Annotated in this window: 20 protein-coding genes; all 20 read left to right on the forward strand. The window is 37.8% G+C overall.

Translation table 11 applies throughout. The features are described from left to right. Positions 1 to 50 precede the first annotated feature (50 nt). The 20 genes from fliF (at position 51) to flhB (ending at position 16,117) form a co-directional block, all read left to right on the forward strand. Positions 51 to 1,646, forward strand: coding sequence for a flagellar basal-body MS-ring/collar protein FliF (gene fliF, locus MKZ14_RS05020; protein WP_016994578.1), 1,596 nt, complete (start codon positions 51 to 53; stop codon positions 1,644 to 1,646). Between the two features lie 15 nt (positions 1,647 to 1,661). Next, positions 1,662 to 2,675 (forward strand): flagellar motor switch protein FliG, encoded by a 1,014-nt coding sequence (gene fliG / locus MKZ14_RS05025; RefSeq protein WP_008180783.1) that lies wholly within the window; start codon positions 1,662 to 1,664, stop codon positions 2,673 to 2,675. Continuing rightward, positions 2,668 to 3,456, forward strand: coding sequence for a flagellar assembly protein FliH (fliH, locus tag MKZ14_RS05030; RefSeq protein WP_036080480.1), 789 nt, complete (start codon positions 2,668 to 2,670; stop codon positions 3,454 to 3,456). Before fliG ends, fliH begins: the two co-directional genes overlap by 8 nt. A 5-nt stretch (positions 3,457 to 3,461) precedes the next feature. Further along, complete coding sequence (gene fliI / locus MKZ14_RS05035) at positions 3,462 to 4,787, forward strand: flagellar protein export ATPase FliI (RefSeq protein WP_036080569.1); 1,326 nt, start codon at positions 3,462 to 3,464, stop codon at positions 4,785 to 4,787. Continuing rightward, positions 4,788 to 5,237: a flagellar export protein FliJ gene (fliJ, locus tag MKZ14_RS05040; RefSeq protein ID WP_036080477.1), complete on the forward strand. Its 450-nt coding sequence runs from the start codon at positions 4,788 to 4,790 to the stop codon at positions 5,235 to 5,237. It abuts the gene before it with no gap. Between the two features lie 4 nt (positions 5,238 to 5,241). Next, positions 5,242 to 5,850: a hypothetical protein gene (locus MKZ14_RS05045; protein WP_016994575.1), complete on the forward strand. Its 609-nt coding sequence runs from the start codon at positions 5,242 to 5,244 to the stop codon at positions 5,848 to 5,850. A 26-nt stretch (positions 5,851 to 5,876) separates the two neighbouring features. Next, positions 5,877 to 7,148 carry a flagellar hook-length control protein FliK gene (locus MKZ14_RS05050; protein WP_333005788.1) on the forward strand — a complete coding sequence of 424 codons (1,272 nt, stop codon included), beginning with the start codon at positions 5,877 to 5,879 and terminating at the stop codon, positions 7,146 to 7,148. A gap of 2 nt (positions 7,149 to 7,150) precedes the next feature. After that, positions 7,151 to 7,843 (forward strand): flagellar hook assembly protein FlgD, encoded by a 693-nt coding sequence (gene flgD / locus MKZ14_RS05055; RefSeq protein ID WP_333005787.1) that lies wholly within the window; start codon positions 7,151 to 7,153, stop codon positions 7,841 to 7,843. A 15-nt stretch (positions 7,844 to 7,858) separates the two neighbouring features. Next, positions 7,859 to 8,227 (forward strand): TIGR02530 family flagellar biosynthesis protein, encoded by a 369-nt coding sequence (locus tag MKZ14_RS05060; RefSeq protein ID WP_333005786.1) that lies wholly within the window; start codon positions 7,859 to 7,861, stop codon positions 8,225 to 8,227. Between the two features lie 86 nt (positions 8,228 to 8,313). After that, positions 8,314 to 9,255 (forward strand): flagellar basal body rod protein FlgG, encoded by a 942-nt coding sequence (gene flgG / locus MKZ14_RS05065; protein ID WP_036080465.1) that lies wholly within the window; start codon positions 8,314 to 8,316, stop codon positions 9,253 to 9,255. Positions 9,256 to 9,349: 94 nt separating this feature from the next. Then, positions 9,350 to 9,571, forward strand: coding sequence for a flagellar FlbD family protein (locus MKZ14_RS05070; RefSeq protein WP_016994570.1), 222 nt, complete (start codon positions 9,350 to 9,352; stop codon positions 9,569 to 9,571). Continuing rightward, positions 9,561 to 9,989, forward strand: coding sequence for a flagellar basal body-associated protein FliL (fliL, locus tag MKZ14_RS05075; RefSeq protein WP_016994569.1), 429 nt, complete (start codon positions 9,561 to 9,563; stop codon positions 9,987 to 9,989). The genes MKZ14_RS05070 and fliL overlap by 11 nt, the downstream gene beginning before the upstream one ends. A 31-nt stretch (positions 9,990 to 10,020) precedes the next feature. Continuing rightward, the gene (gene fliM, locus MKZ14_RS05080) at positions 10,021 to 11,016 is read left to right on the forward strand and encodes a flagellar motor switch protein FliM (RefSeq protein WP_004269290.1); all 996 of its coding nucleotides are present in this window, start codon (positions 10,021 to 10,023) and stop codon (positions 11,014 to 11,016) included. Next, on the forward strand, positions 11,009 to 12,232 hold the full coding sequence (fliY, locus tag MKZ14_RS05085; protein ID WP_016994568.1) for a flagellar motor switch phosphatase FliY: 1,224 nt from the start codon (positions 11,009 to 11,011) through the stop codon (positions 12,230 to 12,232). The genes fliM and fliY overlap by 8 nt, the downstream gene beginning before the upstream one ends. Positions 12,233 to 12,253: 21 nt before the next feature. Then, positions 12,254 to 12,616, forward strand: coding sequence for a response regulator (locus MKZ14_RS05090; protein ID WP_004269288.1), 363 nt, complete (start codon positions 12,254 to 12,256; stop codon positions 12,614 to 12,616). A gap of 4 nt (positions 12,617 to 12,620) precedes the next feature. After that, positions 12,621 to 13,304: a flagellar biosynthetic protein FliO gene (locus tag MKZ14_RS05095; protein ID WP_036080460.1), complete on the forward strand. Its 684-nt coding sequence runs from the start codon at positions 12,621 to 12,623 to the stop codon at positions 13,302 to 13,304. After that, a complete protein-coding gene (fliP, locus tag MKZ14_RS05100) occupies positions 13,301 to 13,966 on the forward strand; it encodes a flagellar type III secretion system pore protein FliP (RefSeq protein ID WP_016994566.1) in 666 nt (221 codons plus the stop codon). Before MKZ14_RS05095 ends, fliP begins: the two co-directional genes overlap by 4 nt. A 13-nt stretch (positions 13,967 to 13,979) precedes the next feature. Beyond that, positions 13,980 to 14,249: a flagellar biosynthesis protein FliQ gene (gene fliQ / locus MKZ14_RS05105; RefSeq protein ID WP_004269285.1), complete on the forward strand. Its 270-nt coding sequence runs from the start codon at positions 13,980 to 13,982 to the stop codon at positions 14,247 to 14,249. Positions 14,250 to 14,253: 4 nt separating this feature from the next. Beyond that, positions 14,254 to 15,027 carry a flagellar biosynthetic protein FliR gene (gene fliR / locus MKZ14_RS05110; RefSeq protein ID WP_016994565.1) on the forward strand — a complete coding sequence of 258 codons (774 nt, stop codon included), beginning with the start codon at positions 14,254 to 14,256 and terminating at the stop codon, positions 15,025 to 15,027. Position 15,028: 1 nt separating this feature from the next. Beyond that, positions 15,029 to 16,117 carry a flagellar biosynthesis protein FlhB gene (gene flhB, locus MKZ14_RS05115; protein ID WP_036080455.1) on the forward strand — a complete coding sequence of 363 codons (1,089 nt, stop codon included), beginning with the start codon at positions 15,029 to 15,031 and terminating at the stop codon, positions 16,115 to 16,117. Positions 16,118 to 16,119 lie beyond the last annotated feature (2 nt).

The raw sequence follows: 16,119 nt of genomic DNA on the forward strand, positions 1-16,119 counted from the left end.
TTCGCAAATTATTGATGGCTAGGTTATTCACTATAACCGGAGGATTCATAATGAATGAACGATTGACAAAAATAAAAAACGACACCAGTCAATTTTGGACAAGTCGAAGTAAAAAGCAAAAAATAGTTATGATTGGCTCCGTGGTAGTTGTAATCGCACTAGCAGCAATTGTGACATTTTTTGCTTCCAAAACTACATATGTTCCACTTTATAAAGATTTATCAACACGGGAAATTGGACAAGTAAAGGAAGCGCTAGATTCCCAAGGTGTGACCTATCAAATTGCTCCAGGTGGAACATCTATTTTAGTGCCAGAAGAGCAAGTAGACTCCTTATTAGTGCAGTTAGCTTCAGAGGGATATCCACAAACAGGATCAATTGATTACTCATTTGCTAATAGTTCAGGATTTGGTATGACTGATAATGAATTTAACCTATTAAAAAAAGCAGCAACTGAAACTGAAATTGCTAAACTTTTCAAAAACTTGGAAGGTGTAAAAGATGCAAAAGTGATGATTACTGTTCCTGAGGAAGGGGTATTCGTCACAGATGTTCAAGGAGAGGCAACAGCATCTATCGTTTTAAATACAGACCCTGGCTATAAATTTACGGAACAGCAAATTACTACTATGTACAATTTAGTGTCAAAAAGTATTCCAAATTTAAAGACTGAAAATATCGTGATCTCTAACCAATTCTCAGAGTACTTTGATCTGAATGCAGCAACAGCTGATGGTACTTCCACAACAACAGCTGAAGGCCAATTGCAAATGAAGAAATTGGTAGAAAGAGATTTACAACGCCAAGTGCAAAATATGCTTGGAACGTTGATGGGACAAGATAAAGTAATGGTTTCTGTCACAACGGATATTGATTTCAAGAAAGAAAACCGTGAAGAAAATCTTGTGACACCTGTTGATGAAGAAAATATGGAAGGTATTGCTATTAGTGCTCAGCGTATTACAGAGCAATATTCTGGTACAGGAGCTGCAGCAGCAGCAGGAACACCTGAGGCTGAAACAACTACCGATAACTTCACAACATATAATGAAGGTACAGCAGGAAATGGTGATTATGAGCGTACGGAAGAGACGATTAATAATGATGTGAACCGTATACGTAAGGATATTCAAGAAGCTCCTTATAAAATTCAGGATATTGGGATTCAAGTAATTGTTGAACCACCGACAGCAACTGACGCAGCGTCATTACCAGACGGTGTTCGTGAAGATATTGAGAAAATTTTAAGTACAATTGTACGTACAACAATTTCCAAAGACGTAGCAGCAGAACTTACTCAAGAGCAAATCGATGAAAAAGTGGCGGTATCTGTACAACCATTATACGGTAAAGCAACAGAGGTAGCTGATGAAAAACCAATCATTCCATGGTGGGTTTGGGTTATCGGGGGTATCTTGTTAGCTGTTATCTTATTACTAGCATTCTTCATTATCCGTTCACGTAAGCGTGCGAAAGAAGAAGAAGAACTAAGTATCCTAGAGGAACAAGAAGAATTAATGGTTGATGATATTAATGAAGAAATTGAAACGGAAGCTACAATGCGTCGTAAGCAGCTAGAAAAAATGGCCAAAGAAAAGCCAGACGATTTTGCAAAGTTACTGCGTAGTTGGATTGCTGAAGACTAACTAGGAGGTTCGGCTGTGTCCAAGAAAGATAAAGAATTAACCGGAAAACAAAAGGCCGCTCTCTTGTTAATTTCATTAGGGCCTGAGGTTTCAGCTTCTGTCTATAAACACTTAACAGAGGAAGAAATTGAACGTTTAACATTAGAAATTTCAAGTGTTAAAAAAGTAGAATCAAATGTAAAAGAAGAGATCATTGAAGAATTTCACAATATTGCACTCGCGCAGGACTATATCACACAAGGTGGTATTGGCTATGCAAAAACAGTATTAGAAAAAGCACTTGGTGTAGAACAAGCACAAACGATCATTAATAGACTAACATCTTCTTTACAAGTGCGTCCGTTTGATTTTGCTAGAAGAGCTGATCCAGCGCAAATATTTAACTTTATCCAAAATGAGCATCCTCAAACAATTGCCCTGATACTCTCTTATTTAGAGGCAGGGCAAGCAGGGGTTATTTTATCTTCTTTACCACAGGAAGTACAAGCTGACATTGCTAAACGTATAGCGGTCATGGAATCGACTTCTCCAGAAGTGATCAGCGAAATTGAATCTGTGTTAGAGCGTAAATTATCATCAACTGTTACGCAGGATTATACAGAAACGGGCGGTATTGATGCAGTCGTTGAAGTTTTAAATGGAGTAGATCGACAAACAGAAAAAACAATACTCGATGCACTGGAAATACAAGACCCAGAACTTGCAGAGGAAATCAAAAAACGTATGTTTGTGTTCGAGGATATTGTTACACTCGACAATCGTTCCATTCAGCGTGTTATTCGTGATTGTGAAAACGAAGACTTACTGCTTTCAATGAAGGTATCAAGTGAAGAGGTAAAAGATATTATATTCCGCAACATGTCACAACGTATGGCTGAAACATTTAAAGAAGAAATGGAAATCATGGGACCTGTACGCTTACGTGACGTAGAGGAGGCACAATCTCGAATTGTTGCTGTTATTCGTCGTCTAGAGGATGCTGGAGAGATTATTATAGCTCGTGGTGGAGGAGATGACGTCATTGTCTAGAATCATCCGTTCTATTTACACACAGTCTGATAGCGATAATGTAAAAGAAATACAGATCCGTGATATGTTTGAACCGATGGAAGAATACCAAGACGAAGCCCTTCCTCAGCATCAATTAACGTTAGATGAAATCATGGCAGAGCGAGATCGTTTACTTGCTGAAGCAAGAACTGCTTTGCAAGCGGAACGAGAGATGTTTGAACAGGAAAAACATCTGCACTTTCAAGAGATTGAACATTTAAAGCTAAGTTGGGAGGAAGAGAGGCCCAATCGTGTTCAAGAAGCTTATGATGAGGGATTTGGACAAGGCTATGAAGATGGATTAAATAAAGCCACTGAAGCAATGGCTCAGTCACTTCAAACAGCGAATGAAACAATGATGCTAGCGAAAGAAAATGCTCAAAAATATATTGAGGATCAAGAAGCGGTAATTTTAGAGCTAGGTTTAACGGCTGCAGAACGAATTATTGGCACTTCTTTAGAACAGGATAACGAATTATTTGTATCGATTGTGCGCAGAGGGCTGAAAGAAGCGAGAGAAATGAAAGAAATTAAAATTTATGTTTCGCCAGCTTATTATGCTTTAATTACGGCAAATCGAGATGAATTAGCAGAAATGTTCCCAATAGACGTACCATTTATGATTTTTGTTAATGAAGATTTGGACAATGAGACAGATTGCTATATTGAAACAAATCATGGGCGAATTATGGTTAGCATCGATGAGCAATTAAATGCACTCAGATTAAAGTTACATGAAATATTAGAGAGTAAGGAATGATCTTGATGAAAGCGGCTCAATTAATTGAACAAATTCCGCATATCCCAACTTTTAAAAAGTTCGGTAGGGTTACTAGAGTTGTTGGCTTAATGATTGAGTCGCAAGGTCCAGATAGTTCTATAGGTGATGTCTGTAAAATTCATGTGGAAACTGTAAATCATGGTCACCAAATTATTTTAGCAGAGGTCGTTGGTTTTAAAGATGAAATAGTCGTCTTGATGCCTTTTACCTCCTTACGTGAAATATCTATTGGCTGCCTTGTCGAAGGGACGGGTGCTCCACTGGAAGTAAAAGTGGGTCCTGAGTTGATCGGCAAAGTATTGGATTCTATGGGGAATCCAATTGATGGCACACTATTACCTAAAGGTCTCATGACAGTCCCTACAGAGCAAGATCCACCAAACCCACTAACTCGTCCACCGATTAATGAAAGGCTTGAAGTGGGAGTCAAGGCTATTGACGGTATGCTAACGGTTGGAAATGGACAACGTGTTGGTATTTTCGCCGGTTCAGGTGTAGGTAAAAGTACATTACTTGGTATGATCGCAAGAAATACACAAGCTGATTTGAATGTCATTGCGCTAATAGGAGAGCGTGGTCGTGAGGTTCGAGAATTCATCGAACGTGATTTAGGTGCTGAAGGCTTAAGTCGGTCTATTGTTGTTGCAGCCACTTCCGATCAACCAGCATTAATGCGGATTAAAGGGGCATTTACAGCTACAGCAATCGCTGAATATTTTAGAAATCGAGGCTTAAATGTCATGTTGATGATGGACTCCGTTACACGTGTGGCTATGGCACAACGTGAAATTGGACTTGCCACAGGAGAACCACCAGCACAAAAAGGCTATACACCTTCTGTTTTTGCGATTTTACCTAAATTACTAGAACGTACAGGCACTAATGAAAAGGGCTCTATAACAGCATTCTATACGGTTTTAGTAGATGGGGACGATATGAATGAACCGATTGCGGATACTGTCCGTGGGATATTAGATGGTCATATTGTATTGGATCGAAATCTTGCCAACAAAGGGCAATATCCAGCAATAAACGTCTTGAAAAGTGTGAGTCGTCTGATGAATCACGTTGCAGAGCCAACTCATAAAAAAGCTGCTGAACGATTAAGAGAGCTCTATTATACATATGACAAATCAGAGGATTTGATTAATATTGGTGCTTATAAAAGAGGAACCTCTAAAGAAATTGATGAAGCAATTTATTATGAACCGCTCATTACTGCTTATCTTAAACAGGGTTACTTAGATAAAGTGACCCTAGAAGAAAGTGTCAATGAGTTAATAACATTATCGAACGGTGGTGCGAAATAGATGGTCAGTTATGTGTATCGTTTTGAAAAAGTGTTAACTATTCGCGAACAGGAAAAAAACGAAACCGAAATGGCTTATAAGGAATCTGTCCGTTCTTTTGAAGAAATAGCAACGAAATTATATGATTTGCTAAAAAAGAAAGAAGATTTAATTGCATTTCAGCAGGATCGTTTAATGGTCGGCTCATCCATAGATGAAATTCATCATTATAGTCGTTTTATTGATAGTCTCGAGAAGACAATTGCAGATGTGCAACAAAAAGTGATACAAGCCCGTGCAAAGATGAATTGGCATGAGGAAAAACTATTAGAAAAAAATTTGGAAGTACGTAAATTTGAAAAAATGAGAGAAAAGGATTTTAAGCATTTCCAACAAGAGCAAGATCGTATAGAAAGCCTTTTTTTAGATGAAATTTCATTACAAACGTATAACAAGAAAGAAATCAGGTGATTTCATGGCAAAGAAAGACAATCGAATAGCAACAGAATTAGCAGAAGAGCAACCGAAGAAAAAATCTGGGGGCTTTCTAAGGTTTTTTACTTGGATTGTACTGCCGATTATGTTTGTAGTAGCGGTTTTGCTTGTTGTGGCAACCTTAATGAATACAAATGTCTTTGATTTAGGAAAAAAGGCAATTGGTAGTTTACCTTTTATCCCGTCAGAGGAACAACAAGCAAAGGATGCTGTCGTTAATAATGACTCTAAAATAGTAGGTTTACAGGCAGAGATACAAGAAAAAGAAGCAGAAATTACACAGCTTCAGAAAAAACTAGATACAACTATAACTGAAAAAGAGAAGCTGCTGACTGAAAAGGAACAACTTCAATTTGAAATTGAAAAATTAAATCGTGAACAAGATGATGTAAAGCGTGATTTTAACGATATTTTATCAACATTTGATAAGATGTCACCAAAAGCCGCAGCACCTGTGTTAATCAATATGAGTGATACAGAAGCACTGCGAATTTTAACGAATTTAAAGCCTGATAAATTAGCAGCCATCTTAGAGAAAATGGATGCAAAAGATGCAGCAAAATATACGGAACTTATGGCTAAACAATAGGATAATTGAAAGGAGGTGAAAAAATAGTGGATGTAGCGATGATGCAAATGATTAATAAAACAGTACCTACAAAAACTGCAGCAACAAAGTCAACAACAGTTGGAAACGCTGATGGAAAAATAGACAGCACACCGAAGAAAGATAATTTATCAAATTTTGGTTCTGTTTTTGGGCAAGTATTAACTTCTTCAACTCAAACAACCCAGTCATCACAAACGACTTCAACAAATGAACTCGAGGATTTACAAGCGGTATTAAATGCTGACTCAATGGAGGAAGTACTAGATTTACTGGGGATTTCTCACGATGATGGCTTATTAATGCTTCAACTTGGAGAAGACGGTAAGGCAGTGGCAATGGATGAAATGCTTCATTTAGAAAATATTTTAAATGCTTTAGGGATTGATGAAGAGCAGCTTCAAAAAATCGTCCAACAGTTACTAGGAGAAGAAAAGGAAGCAAGTGATGTTTGGGAGCTCTTAACATTAGTAGATGCCCAAGCACCAGTACTACAGGCGAATATAAGCACTGCGTTACAAGGTGAAGGTCAAGTGACACCAAAAGAGGCATCACAACTTCTTCAAGTGTTGAAATTAGCGCAATTAGTAGGGCAGAAGACCGACTTAACAGCACCTCAAGAAGACCTGTTAACGACGGTGAAAAGCCTATTAACGACTTTACAAACGCAAGTAGGAACGTTGCAGGTAACAACAACTAAAACAACTGTTACATTGCCATTACAAGGCTTCCAGCAAGTTGTTCAGCAAGTCCAAGTGACGAAACAAAGTGAAACAAATACAAATGACATGGTGACGCCACAAACTGTACAAACGAAACCAGACACATTCCATGTAACGTTACCGACGGCTAAGCCTGCTCAATCCGAAGCTTTACTAAAAGAAATGCAAGCCATTATCAATCGAGCACAGATTTCGAATGCTCAAGGTATTACACGTTTAACCATAAAATTGTATCCAGAAAATCTAGGGACGGTTCGTATTGAACTTGTACAAAATGATGGAGTTCTTACAGCCCGTATACTTGCTTCTACAGCCCATGGACGTGAATTGCTTGATAACCAAGCACATCAGCTAAAACAGGCTTTTGCTCAGCAAAATATACAAGTAGATCGCCTTGATATTGCACAATCATTACAAGATGCTGATCGTCAACAACGTGATCAAAGCTTCTTCAATAATTTCTTTAAACAACAGCAGGACGAAGAACAGGATCAAAAAAGTGATGATGAAGGTGAAGGAATGTCCTTTAGTGACTATTTAATAAGTGAGGAGGTGTAACAATGGCAGATACAACTACGAAAGTGACAAATCCGGCTATAACTGATGATCTGTATTACTCTAATTATCAAAAGCCAGTGAAGCAAACAGGCAATAGTGAGCTTGGCAAAGATGCCTTTCTGCAATTGTTAATTACACAATTACAGCATCAGGACCCAACGAATCCAATGGATGATCGAGAATTTATTTCTCAAATGGCGCAGTTCTCTTCTTTAGAGCAAATGCAAAATATGACAAAGGCAATGGAATCTTTACTAGCATCTCAGCAACAAACACAGATGATGAGTTATACAACCTTTATTGGCAAAGAAGTCAAATGGCATGAAATAACGGAAGAAAAAGATGCAAAAGGAAACCCAGTGATAAATGAAGGAACAGGCGTCATAGAATCCCTTAAATTTGTAGATGGAAATGTTGTGTTCAAATTAGCTGATGGGAAAGAGATTGCTCCTGGTAATATATCTGGTATTTTAGGTGGAGCTAGCGACTCTAGCTCAAATGGCAATAATAGTGTACCTGAATCTCCATTAGTGAAAGCTAGCCAATTGATTGGTAAAAATGTAACGTATAAAGACGGTGACCAAGAACTTAAAGGGCGAATCGTCTCTGTTTCCAATAAAGATGGGGTCATTAATTATGTGCTAGATAATGATAAAAGACTAACAGATAAAGATTTTACAGTGATTAGCGAATAAAGGTGGAGAATAGTGATGGATAAGTTTTCAATTCATCGTGTACCCATGCATCCATCTATTCGTACAGTACAACCTAAGCCAATCAATACACAACAATCGTTTAAAGCGCATTTACAGGAAGCTTCTAAACATGAGCTAAAGGTGAGCAAGCATGCGAATGAACGTATTATTGAGCGTAAAATTAATATCTCTGAACAAGAATGGCAGGTTGTATCGGATAAGGTATTTGAAGCACACTCAAAAGGTGTCAAACAACCATTAGTCTTGATGGATCAAGCAGCTTTAATTGTCAGTGCTAAAAACGCTACTGTCATTACAGCAATGGATCGCACGGAAGCAAAACAACAATTATTTACAAATATTGACGGTACGATTGTACTTTAAAGGCTGGACCTTCTTACGTAAGGAAGCCTTGGTGAGCTGACTGATAGAGGCTCACCCTATATAAAACGAAGGGAGAACGAAAACTTATGTTACGTTCTATGTATTCAGGTATTTCAGGTCTTAAAAACTTCCAAACAAAGCTAGATGTGATTGGTAATAATATCGCCAACGTGAACACTTATGGCTTTAAAAAAGGGCGAGTAATTTTCAAAGATTTAATGTCGCAAACACAGGCAGGTGCCTCTGGTCCGAGTTTGACAGCAGGTGGTACGAATCCTCAACAGGTAGGATTAGGTTCAAGCTTAGCAACAATTGATACTATTCATGGATCTGGATCACGCCAAACTACTGGTCGTGTTTTGGATATTGCTGTTGAGGGTGAAGGATTCTTTATGGTTGCGAAGTACAATCCAGATGGAGACGGGGAATCAGTTGCGGGAGAAAACTTTGACAGTGTCGCTTACACACGCGCTGGAAACTTCTATATGGATGAGCAAGGTTTCTTAGTAGATGCATCGGGGAACTATGTAGTTGGTATCCAAGGTTGGGAAGGAACAGCTGAAGACGATGTGGATTTACCCCTTGTTGAAGATGCTGGCACGGCATTAGAATACGATTCGGAAGATTGGGACGAATTGCAAACTGAAGTAACTGGGACCCGAATCCGAATCCCGACAGATGCACAATCAATGTCTATAAGTTCTGATGGTAAAGTTACATTCGTAGATAGTGAAGGGCTTAAATTTGCAGGTCAAATTGTAATGGCTAAATTCCCTAATGCAGAAGGTTTAACAAAAGAAGGGAATAACTACTTCCAAGAAAGTGCAAACTCTGGAGCAGTTCAAATAGGTGTAGGTAATACATTTGGTATCGGTAAAGCTGTTTCAGGTGCTCTTGAAATGTCCAACGTAGACCTGTCTGAAGAGTTTACTGAGATGATTGTAGCGCAACGTGGTTTCCAAGCAAATACGCGTATCATCACAACATCTGATGAAATATTACAGGAACTAGTAAACTTAAAACGATAATAATATAGTCCTTTCATAACGGACATTTTTACAAACATATTTTTCATATGAGGGAGGGTCGGGCCGGCTCTCATGCTAGACCCGGCCCTAATTCATGATTGAACTAACACGTCTAAATGGCAAAGCATTTACCTTAAATGCTTTATACATAGAAACAGTCGAATCATTTCCAGATACGACTATTACATTAACAACTGGAACAAAATTAATTGTTTTAGAGAGTGAAGAAGAGGTGCGACAAAAGGTAACTGCCTTTTATAACAATATACAAATACTATCCAACCCGCATCTACGAGGTGAAGAAGATGAAGAATAATAAAATGCTAACAATGATTATTATTTTACTAGTAGCAGTCATTCTGATTGGGGTTATTTTGTTTGTATTGCTCACGCAATTTAATAAACCAACAGGTGCTGTTGAGCCGTCCATTGATGAGATTGTAGAGGCTACAGTGGAGGTACCAGAGATCACGACAAATCTAGCAGATAATAGAGTTGTACGCCTGTCATTAAAAATCCAAACGACAAGCAAGGAAGCTGGTGCAGAGTTAACAAAGCGCGTTTTCCAAGTGCAAAACATTGCCATTCAAGAGCTTTCTGAAATGGAGAAAAAGGACTTAGAAGGTAAGCAAGGGAAACAAATTTTCCAAAAATCATTAAAAACACGATTAAATGAGTTAATGCAAGAAGGAGAAGTCCAGGAAGTATATTTTACCTCCTTCATTACTCAATAAAACAGAAACTGCTTGAATTGGAGGTGGGCAAATGGCAGGAGATGTGTTATCTCAATCCGAGATAGATGCGCTGCTTTCCGCTATATCGACAGGGGAAATGTCAGCGGATGACATAAAAAAAGAGGACGAGGGACGAAAGGTTAAAGTCTATGATTTTAAACGAGCACTTCGCTTCTCAAAAGATCAAATCCGAAGTTTGACCCGAATACATGAAAATTTCGCACGACTATTGACAACCTTTTTCTCAGCACAGCTTAGAAGCTATGTACAAATTACAGTTGCATCAGTAGACCAAATACCATTTGAAGAGTTTGTCCGTTCCATTCCAAATATGACACTCATTAATGTATTTGAAGTGCCACCATTAGATGGTAATATATTGATGGAAATCAATCCGAATATTGCCTATTCAATGTTAGATCGCCTAATGGGCGGTAGTGGGGCGAGTCATAGTAATGTAGATAACCTAACGGAAATTGAAACAAAAATTATGACAAACCTTTTTGAACGCTCATTCGACAATTTACGCGAAGCATGGGAAAATGTTGCGGAAATTGATCCAATATTAGTGGAACTTGAAGTAAATCCACAATTTTTACAAATGATTTCACCTAATGAAACGGTTGTTGTAATTTCGTTAAATACGATTATTGGTGAGACAAGCGGTATGATTAATATTTGTATTCCACATGTTGTGTTGGAGCCAATTGTTCCAAATCTTTCAGTTCGTTATTGGATGCAAACCAATACGAAGGAGATGTCACCAGAGCAAACAAAAATGCTTGAAACACGTGTGAAACAAGCCCAATTGCCACTCTCAGTTGAATTAGGTTTGACAGACATCACCATTGAAGATTTCCTAACAATGCAAGTTGGAGATGTTATACAGTTAGATCAAAAAATCGAAGCACCATTACTATTAAAAGTAGGAACATTGCCGAAATTTACAGTTCAACCAGGTAAAAAAGGTAAAAAATTAGCAATCCAGATTATCGACCCTTTGAAAGGAGGAGACGAAGATGAGTGATGAAATGCTCTCCCAAGAAGAAATTGAAGCGCTATTAAGGGGCGAGACGTTGGGAGATAAAAACAACGACACTGATGCTTCAACAAATGAAGAAATAAATGAGATACGAGTGGAGGATTACCTTGATTCGTTTGCACAAGATGCATTAGGAGAGGTAGGCAATATATCCTTTGGTAGCTCTGCCACTGCTCTTTCAGCGTTATTGGGTCAAAAAGTAGATATTACTACACCAAGTATTTCGATGATTAATCGCAATAAATTAGAAGAGGAATTTCCTCATCCATATGTAGCTGTACAAGTTGAATATACAATTGGTTTGACAGGTATGAATTTACTTGTTATTAAACAATCCGATGCAGCAATTATCGCAGATTTAATGTTAGGTGGCGATGGGTTAAATCCGAAGCCAGACTTAGGTGAAATTCAGCTAAGTGCTGTTCAAGAAGCTATGAATCAAATGATGGGCTCAGCTGCTACATCGATGTCGACGGTCTTCAACAAAAAAGTAGATATTTCTCCACCGACAATTGATTTAATGAACATCTCGCAAGATGAAGGTCGAGAAAATATTCCAGAAGACGATTTGCTGGTGAAAGTTTCATTTAGATTAAGAATTGGTAATTTAATTGATTCAAATTTAATGCAATTATTACCGCTTAAATTTAGTCAAAATATTGTAAAATCATTATTAGGTGAAACAGGAGTATTTGAGGAACCTGTGGCAGCAACGATTGCACCTGAAGCACCACCAGTTGCACCACCACCTGTACAACAGCATGTGCCTGTAGCCCCACCATCTGAACAACCAGTTTATCAGCAGCAATCAGCACCGATGCAGCAACCGATTTATCAGGAGCAACAACAATTTGCACAACCAGCAAGACCGGCACAGCCTGTCAATGTGCAACAAGCGCAGTTTGCTAGCTTCGATACAAATGTAATCTCTCAATCTGAAGCTAGAAATTTAAATATGCTACTTGATATTCCATTGCAAGTTACTGTAGAGTTAGGACGTACGAAACGTTCTGTTAAAGAGATTTTAGAACTCTCAAGTGGTTCAATTATTGAACTGGATAAATTAGCGGGGGAACCGGTTGATATTTTAGTCAATAGTCGTTTAATTGCTAAAGGGGAAGTCGTTGTTATTGACGAAAACTTTGGTGTCCGTATTACAGATGTTTTAAGTCAAGCAGAGCGTTTAAATAATTTAAGATAGTTTCAATTGGAGGAGTTAACCATGTCTAAAAGAATTTTGATTGTAGACGACGCTGCATTTATGCGCATGATGATCAAGGATATTTTATCAAAAAATGGATTTGAAGTTGTTGGAGAGGCAGCAGATGGTTTACAAGCTGTCGAAAAGTACAATGAACTAAAACCAGATTTAGTAACAATGGATATCACAATGCCAGAGATGGACGGTATTGCAGCTCTTAAAGCAATTAAGGGAACAGATCCAAGTGCAACTGTAATCATGTGTTCAGCAATGGGGCAACAAGCAATGGTAATCGATGCGATTCAAGCTGGTGCGAAAGACTTTATCGTAAAACCTTTCCAAGCAGATCGTGTAATTGAAGCGATTCAAAAAGCGCTAGGATGATTGCATGAAAATGTTAAAATCATTTCGTTTCACGATGATTTTCGCATTTCTTGTATCCTTCCTGTTTTTGTACCCGACACCAACTTCTGTCTATGCAGATGCTGACACAAATAGTGTCACGGATTGCATTAAAGACCCAGAAGCTTGTAATGGAGATACGACTGATCCAGCTGCTAAGCAAGAACCAACTGTAACAGCAGCTGGAGATATATCTGCATGGGAATACATAAAAATGGTTTTGGCGCTTATTTTTGTTGTAGCTTTATTTTATGGATTGATGAAGTTTTTAAATAAACGAAATTTAAACTTCCAACGTAATCAAATGGTACAAAATTTAGGCGGTTTATCGTTAGGTGCGCAAAAGTCAGTTCAGCTTTTACAGGTAGGTAAAACATTGTATTTAGTTGGGGTCGGAGAAGATGTTCAGCTTTTACGAGAAATTACAGATCCTGAAGAAGTTGAAGCTCTTTTAGCACTTTATAACGAAAGGCAAGAATTTGCAGCAACATCACCGTATATTGCAGAAGTACTTTCTAAGTTTAAGAGAAAAGATAGCATAAATATGCAAAATGAGCAGCAAAAGCAAGATTCATTTGGCAATCTATTTGAAAAAAAGCTATCCGAAATAAAACAGGAGCGTAGTGATGAGATAGAGAGATGGAAGCAGAAGGAGAAGGATGGTAAATGAATGATTTAATCAATATTTTTTCCAACAGCGATCCAACGAACGTCTCGACATCTGTAAAGCTCTTACTTTTACTAACAGTTTTATCACTTGCACCAAGTATTTTAATTTTAATGACATCCTTTGCTCGTATAGTCATTGTCTTATCCTTTGTGCGTACAGCATTGGCAACACAGCAAATGCCACCAAATCAAGTAATCGTTGGGCTGGCACTATTTTTAACGTTTTTTATCATGGCACCAACCTTTCAAGAGGTTAATAAAGAGGCATTACAGCCATTGTTTGCTGAAGAAATTGGTATAGAAGAAGCCTATGATCGTGCTAGTGTGCCATTTAAAGAGTTTATGAGTAAGCATACTAGGCAAAAAGATCTAGATTTATTTTTAACATATAATCAAGCAGAAAAACCAGCATCAGTGGAGGAAATCCCACTGACTATGCTTGTACCTGCCTTTGCTTTAAGTGAAATTAAAACTGCATTTCAAATTGGATTTATGATTTTTATTCCATTCCTAGTGATCGATATGATTGTCGCAAGTACATTAATGTCGATGGGGATGATGATGTTACCGCCAGTAATGATTTCATTGCCATTTAAAATATTATTATTTGTACTGGTTGATGGCTGGTATCTCGTTATGAAATCGTTACTACAAAGTTTTTAGGGGATGATACATTATGACAGGTGAGTTGGTTATTTCCATTGCAGAGCGTGCTATTATGATTATCCTTCTAACAAGCGGTCCGCTACTATTAGTTGCTTTAATCTCTGGTTTAGCGGTAAGTATCTTTCAAGCCACAACTTCGATACAAGAGCAAACGTTAGCATTTGTACCAAAAATTATTGCTGTCTTAGTGGCCATCGTATTCTTCGGTCCTTGGATGCTATCTCAAGTTACAAGCTATGCGAGAGACATATTCGAGAATTTAACGCGTTATATAGGGTGAGTACATGAATGAATTAATTCCGCATTTAACGGTTTTCTTATTAGTACTTGTGCGCATCTCAGCCTTTTTTGTTACTGTTCCTTTTTTTTCATATAGAACCATTCCACCGCAAGTCAAAATTACTCTCGCACTGGTTTTAGCTTGGATGATGTACTATACAATTGATGTTGAGCCATTTGCATTCAATGATGATTACATATTATTAGTGATGAAAGAAGCACTAGTTGGACTATTACTCGGTCTAATGGGCTATATCATCATGTCCGCAATTCAAATTGCAGGAAGCTTTATCGATTTTCAAATGGGTTTTGCTATTGCCAATATAATTGACCCGCAAACAGGTGCTCAAAGTCCATTAATTGGTCAGTTTTTTAATATGCTAGCACTGCTTTTATTGTTAGCGATTGATGGCCATCATATGATTCTTAATGGAATCTACTACAGCTATCAATTTTTCCCGATGGATCAATTTCCAAATTTTATGAGCGAAAACTTTCCTCAAGTTGTTATCAAAACTTTCACAGCAGTTTTTGCCATAGCATTCCAGATGGCTGCTCCTGTTGTAGCGACCTTATTTTTGGTCGATTTAGCTTTAGGGATCACTGCAAAAACAGTACCACAATTAAATATATTTGTTGTCGGTTTTCCTATTAAAATTGGTGTTAGTTTTTTAGTGTTATTTACAATGATGGCCGTTATGATTCAAGTTATTCAAAAGCTTATTACGATAATGATTTATGGGATGCGTGATTTAATGGCCATTTTAGGTGGTGGATAATATGAGACTACTACTGAATTTAGAGCTACAATTTTTTGCGGGTGAAAAAACAGAAAAGGCAACACCGAAAAAACGACAGGATGCTCGAAAAAAGGGGCAAGTTGTCAAGAGTCAAGATATTTCTAGTGCCATTGTAATGTTAATGGTATTTATCTTTTTGTTTTTCTTTGCAGGCTCTTTGCGTGATGAGCTATTAGCCTTTTTCAGGCAAACCTTTATTCATAACATACGCATTGAATCACTAACGATTGATAGTGTGATGCGCTTATTTACAGAAACTTTGATTCAAATGGCTTTTATCATTGTGCCAATTATGGCGATTGCATTTGTCGGAGCACTTGCAGGTAACTTTTTGCAATTTGGCTTTCTCTTTACGTTAGAGCCAATGAAGTTTGATTTAAAAAAGATGGACCCTATTAAAGGGTTAAAAAAGATATTTTCCGTGAAAGCCATTGTGGAGTTAATAAAGTCTGTTTTAAAGATTGGTTTTATCGGAAGTGTCACAACAATTATTATTTGGTCCAACTTACCGGAAGTTTTGGCATTATCATTTAAAAGTCCATGGATGACACTCATTACGGTAGGGAAGCTTGTTGGTATTATGGGTATAGCGGCTTCTTTAGTATTACTTTGTGTATCCGTTTTAGACTGGATGTATCAAAAACATGAGTATGAAAAAAATCTTAAAATGTCTAAGCAAGATATTAAAGATGAATATAAAAATAGTGAAGGTGACCCTCTAATCAAATCAAAAATCAAACAACGCCAACGTGAGATGGCGATGAGACGTATGATGTCAGAGGTTCCTAGTGCGGATGTAGTTATTACCAACCCTACTCACTATGCAATTGCCCTCAAATATAATGAGGACAGTATGGATGCCCCTCGTGTTATTGCGAAGGGGACAGACTTTATTGCTCAAAAAATCAAATTGATTGCCAAAGAACATGATGTAATAATGGTTGAAAATCGACCTTTAGCACGTGCTATGTATGATCAAGTAGAAATAGGCGATCAGGTACCAGAGGAATTTTTCAAAGCAGTAGCAGAAATACTCGCTTATGTTTACCGTATTAAGCGAAAAATTTAAGG

Origin of the sequence: Lysinibacillus sp. FSL P2-0066, assembly GCF_037969495.1 — a bacterium.
GTDB classification, from domain to species: Bacteria; Bacillota; Bacilli; order Bacillales_A; family Planococcaceae; genus Lysinibacillus; species Lysinibacillus boronitolerans.

Excerpts from the sequence above, each read along its gene's own strand:
- fliF (WP_016994578.1), top strand. The coding sequence starts at position 51 with ATGAATGAACGATTGACAAAAATAAAAAACGACACCAGTCAATTTTGG.
- fliI (WP_036080569.1), top strand. The coding sequence starts at position 3,462 with ATGAAAGCGGCTCAATTAATTGAACAAATTCCGCATATCCCAACTTTT.
- fliJ (WP_036080477.1), top strand. The coding sequence starts at position 4,788 with ATGGTCAGTTATGTGTATCGTTTTGAAAAAGTGTTAACTATTCGCGAA.
- MKZ14_RS05045 (WP_016994575.1), top strand. The coding sequence starts at position 5,242 with ATGGCAAAGAAAGACAATCGAATAGCAACAGAATTAGCAGAAGAGCAA.
- flgD (WP_333005787.1), top strand. The coding sequence starts at position 7,151 with ATGGCAGATACAACTACGAAAGTGACAAATCCGGCTATAACTGATGAT.
- MKZ14_RS05060 (WP_333005786.1), top strand. The coding sequence starts at position 7,859 with ATGGATAAGTTTTCAATTCATCGTGTACCCATGCATCCATCTATTCGT.
- flgG (WP_036080465.1), top strand. The coding sequence starts at position 8,314 with ATGTTACGTTCTATGTATTCAGGTATTTCAGGTCTTAAAAACTTCCAA.
- MKZ14_RS05070 (WP_016994570.1), top strand. The coding sequence starts at position 9,350 with ATGATTGAACTAACACGTCTAAATGGCAAAGCATTTACCTTAAATGCT.
- fliL (WP_016994569.1), top strand. The coding sequence starts at position 9,561 with ATGAAGAATAATAAAATGCTAACAATGATTATTATTTTACTAGTAGCA.
- fliM (WP_004269290.1), top strand. The coding sequence starts at position 10,021 with ATGGCAGGAGATGTGTTATCTCAATCCGAGATAGATGCGCTGCTTTCC.
- fliY (WP_016994568.1), top strand. The coding sequence starts at position 11,009 with ATGAGTGATGAAATGCTCTCCCAAGAAGAAATTGAAGCGCTATTAAGG.
- MKZ14_RS05090 (WP_004269288.1), top strand. The coding sequence starts at position 12,254 with ATGTCTAAAAGAATTTTGATTGTAGACGACGCTGCATTTATGCGCATG.
- MKZ14_RS05095 (WP_036080460.1), top strand. The coding sequence starts at position 12,621 with ATGAAAATGTTAAAATCATTTCGTTTCACGATGATTTTCGCATTTCTT.
- fliP (WP_016994566.1), top strand. The coding sequence starts at position 13,301 with ATGAATGATTTAATCAATATTTTTTCCAACAGCGATCCAACGAACGTC.
- fliQ (WP_004269285.1), top strand. The coding sequence starts at position 13,980 with ATGACAGGTGAGTTGGTTATTTCCATTGCAGAGCGTGCTATTATGATT.
- fliR (WP_016994565.1), top strand. The coding sequence starts at position 14,254 with ATGAATGAATTAATTCCGCATTTAACGGTTTTCTTATTAGTACTTGTG.
- flhB (WP_036080455.1), top strand. The coding sequence starts at position 15,029 with ATGAGACTACTACTGAATTTAGAGCTACAATTTTTTGCGGGTGAAAAA.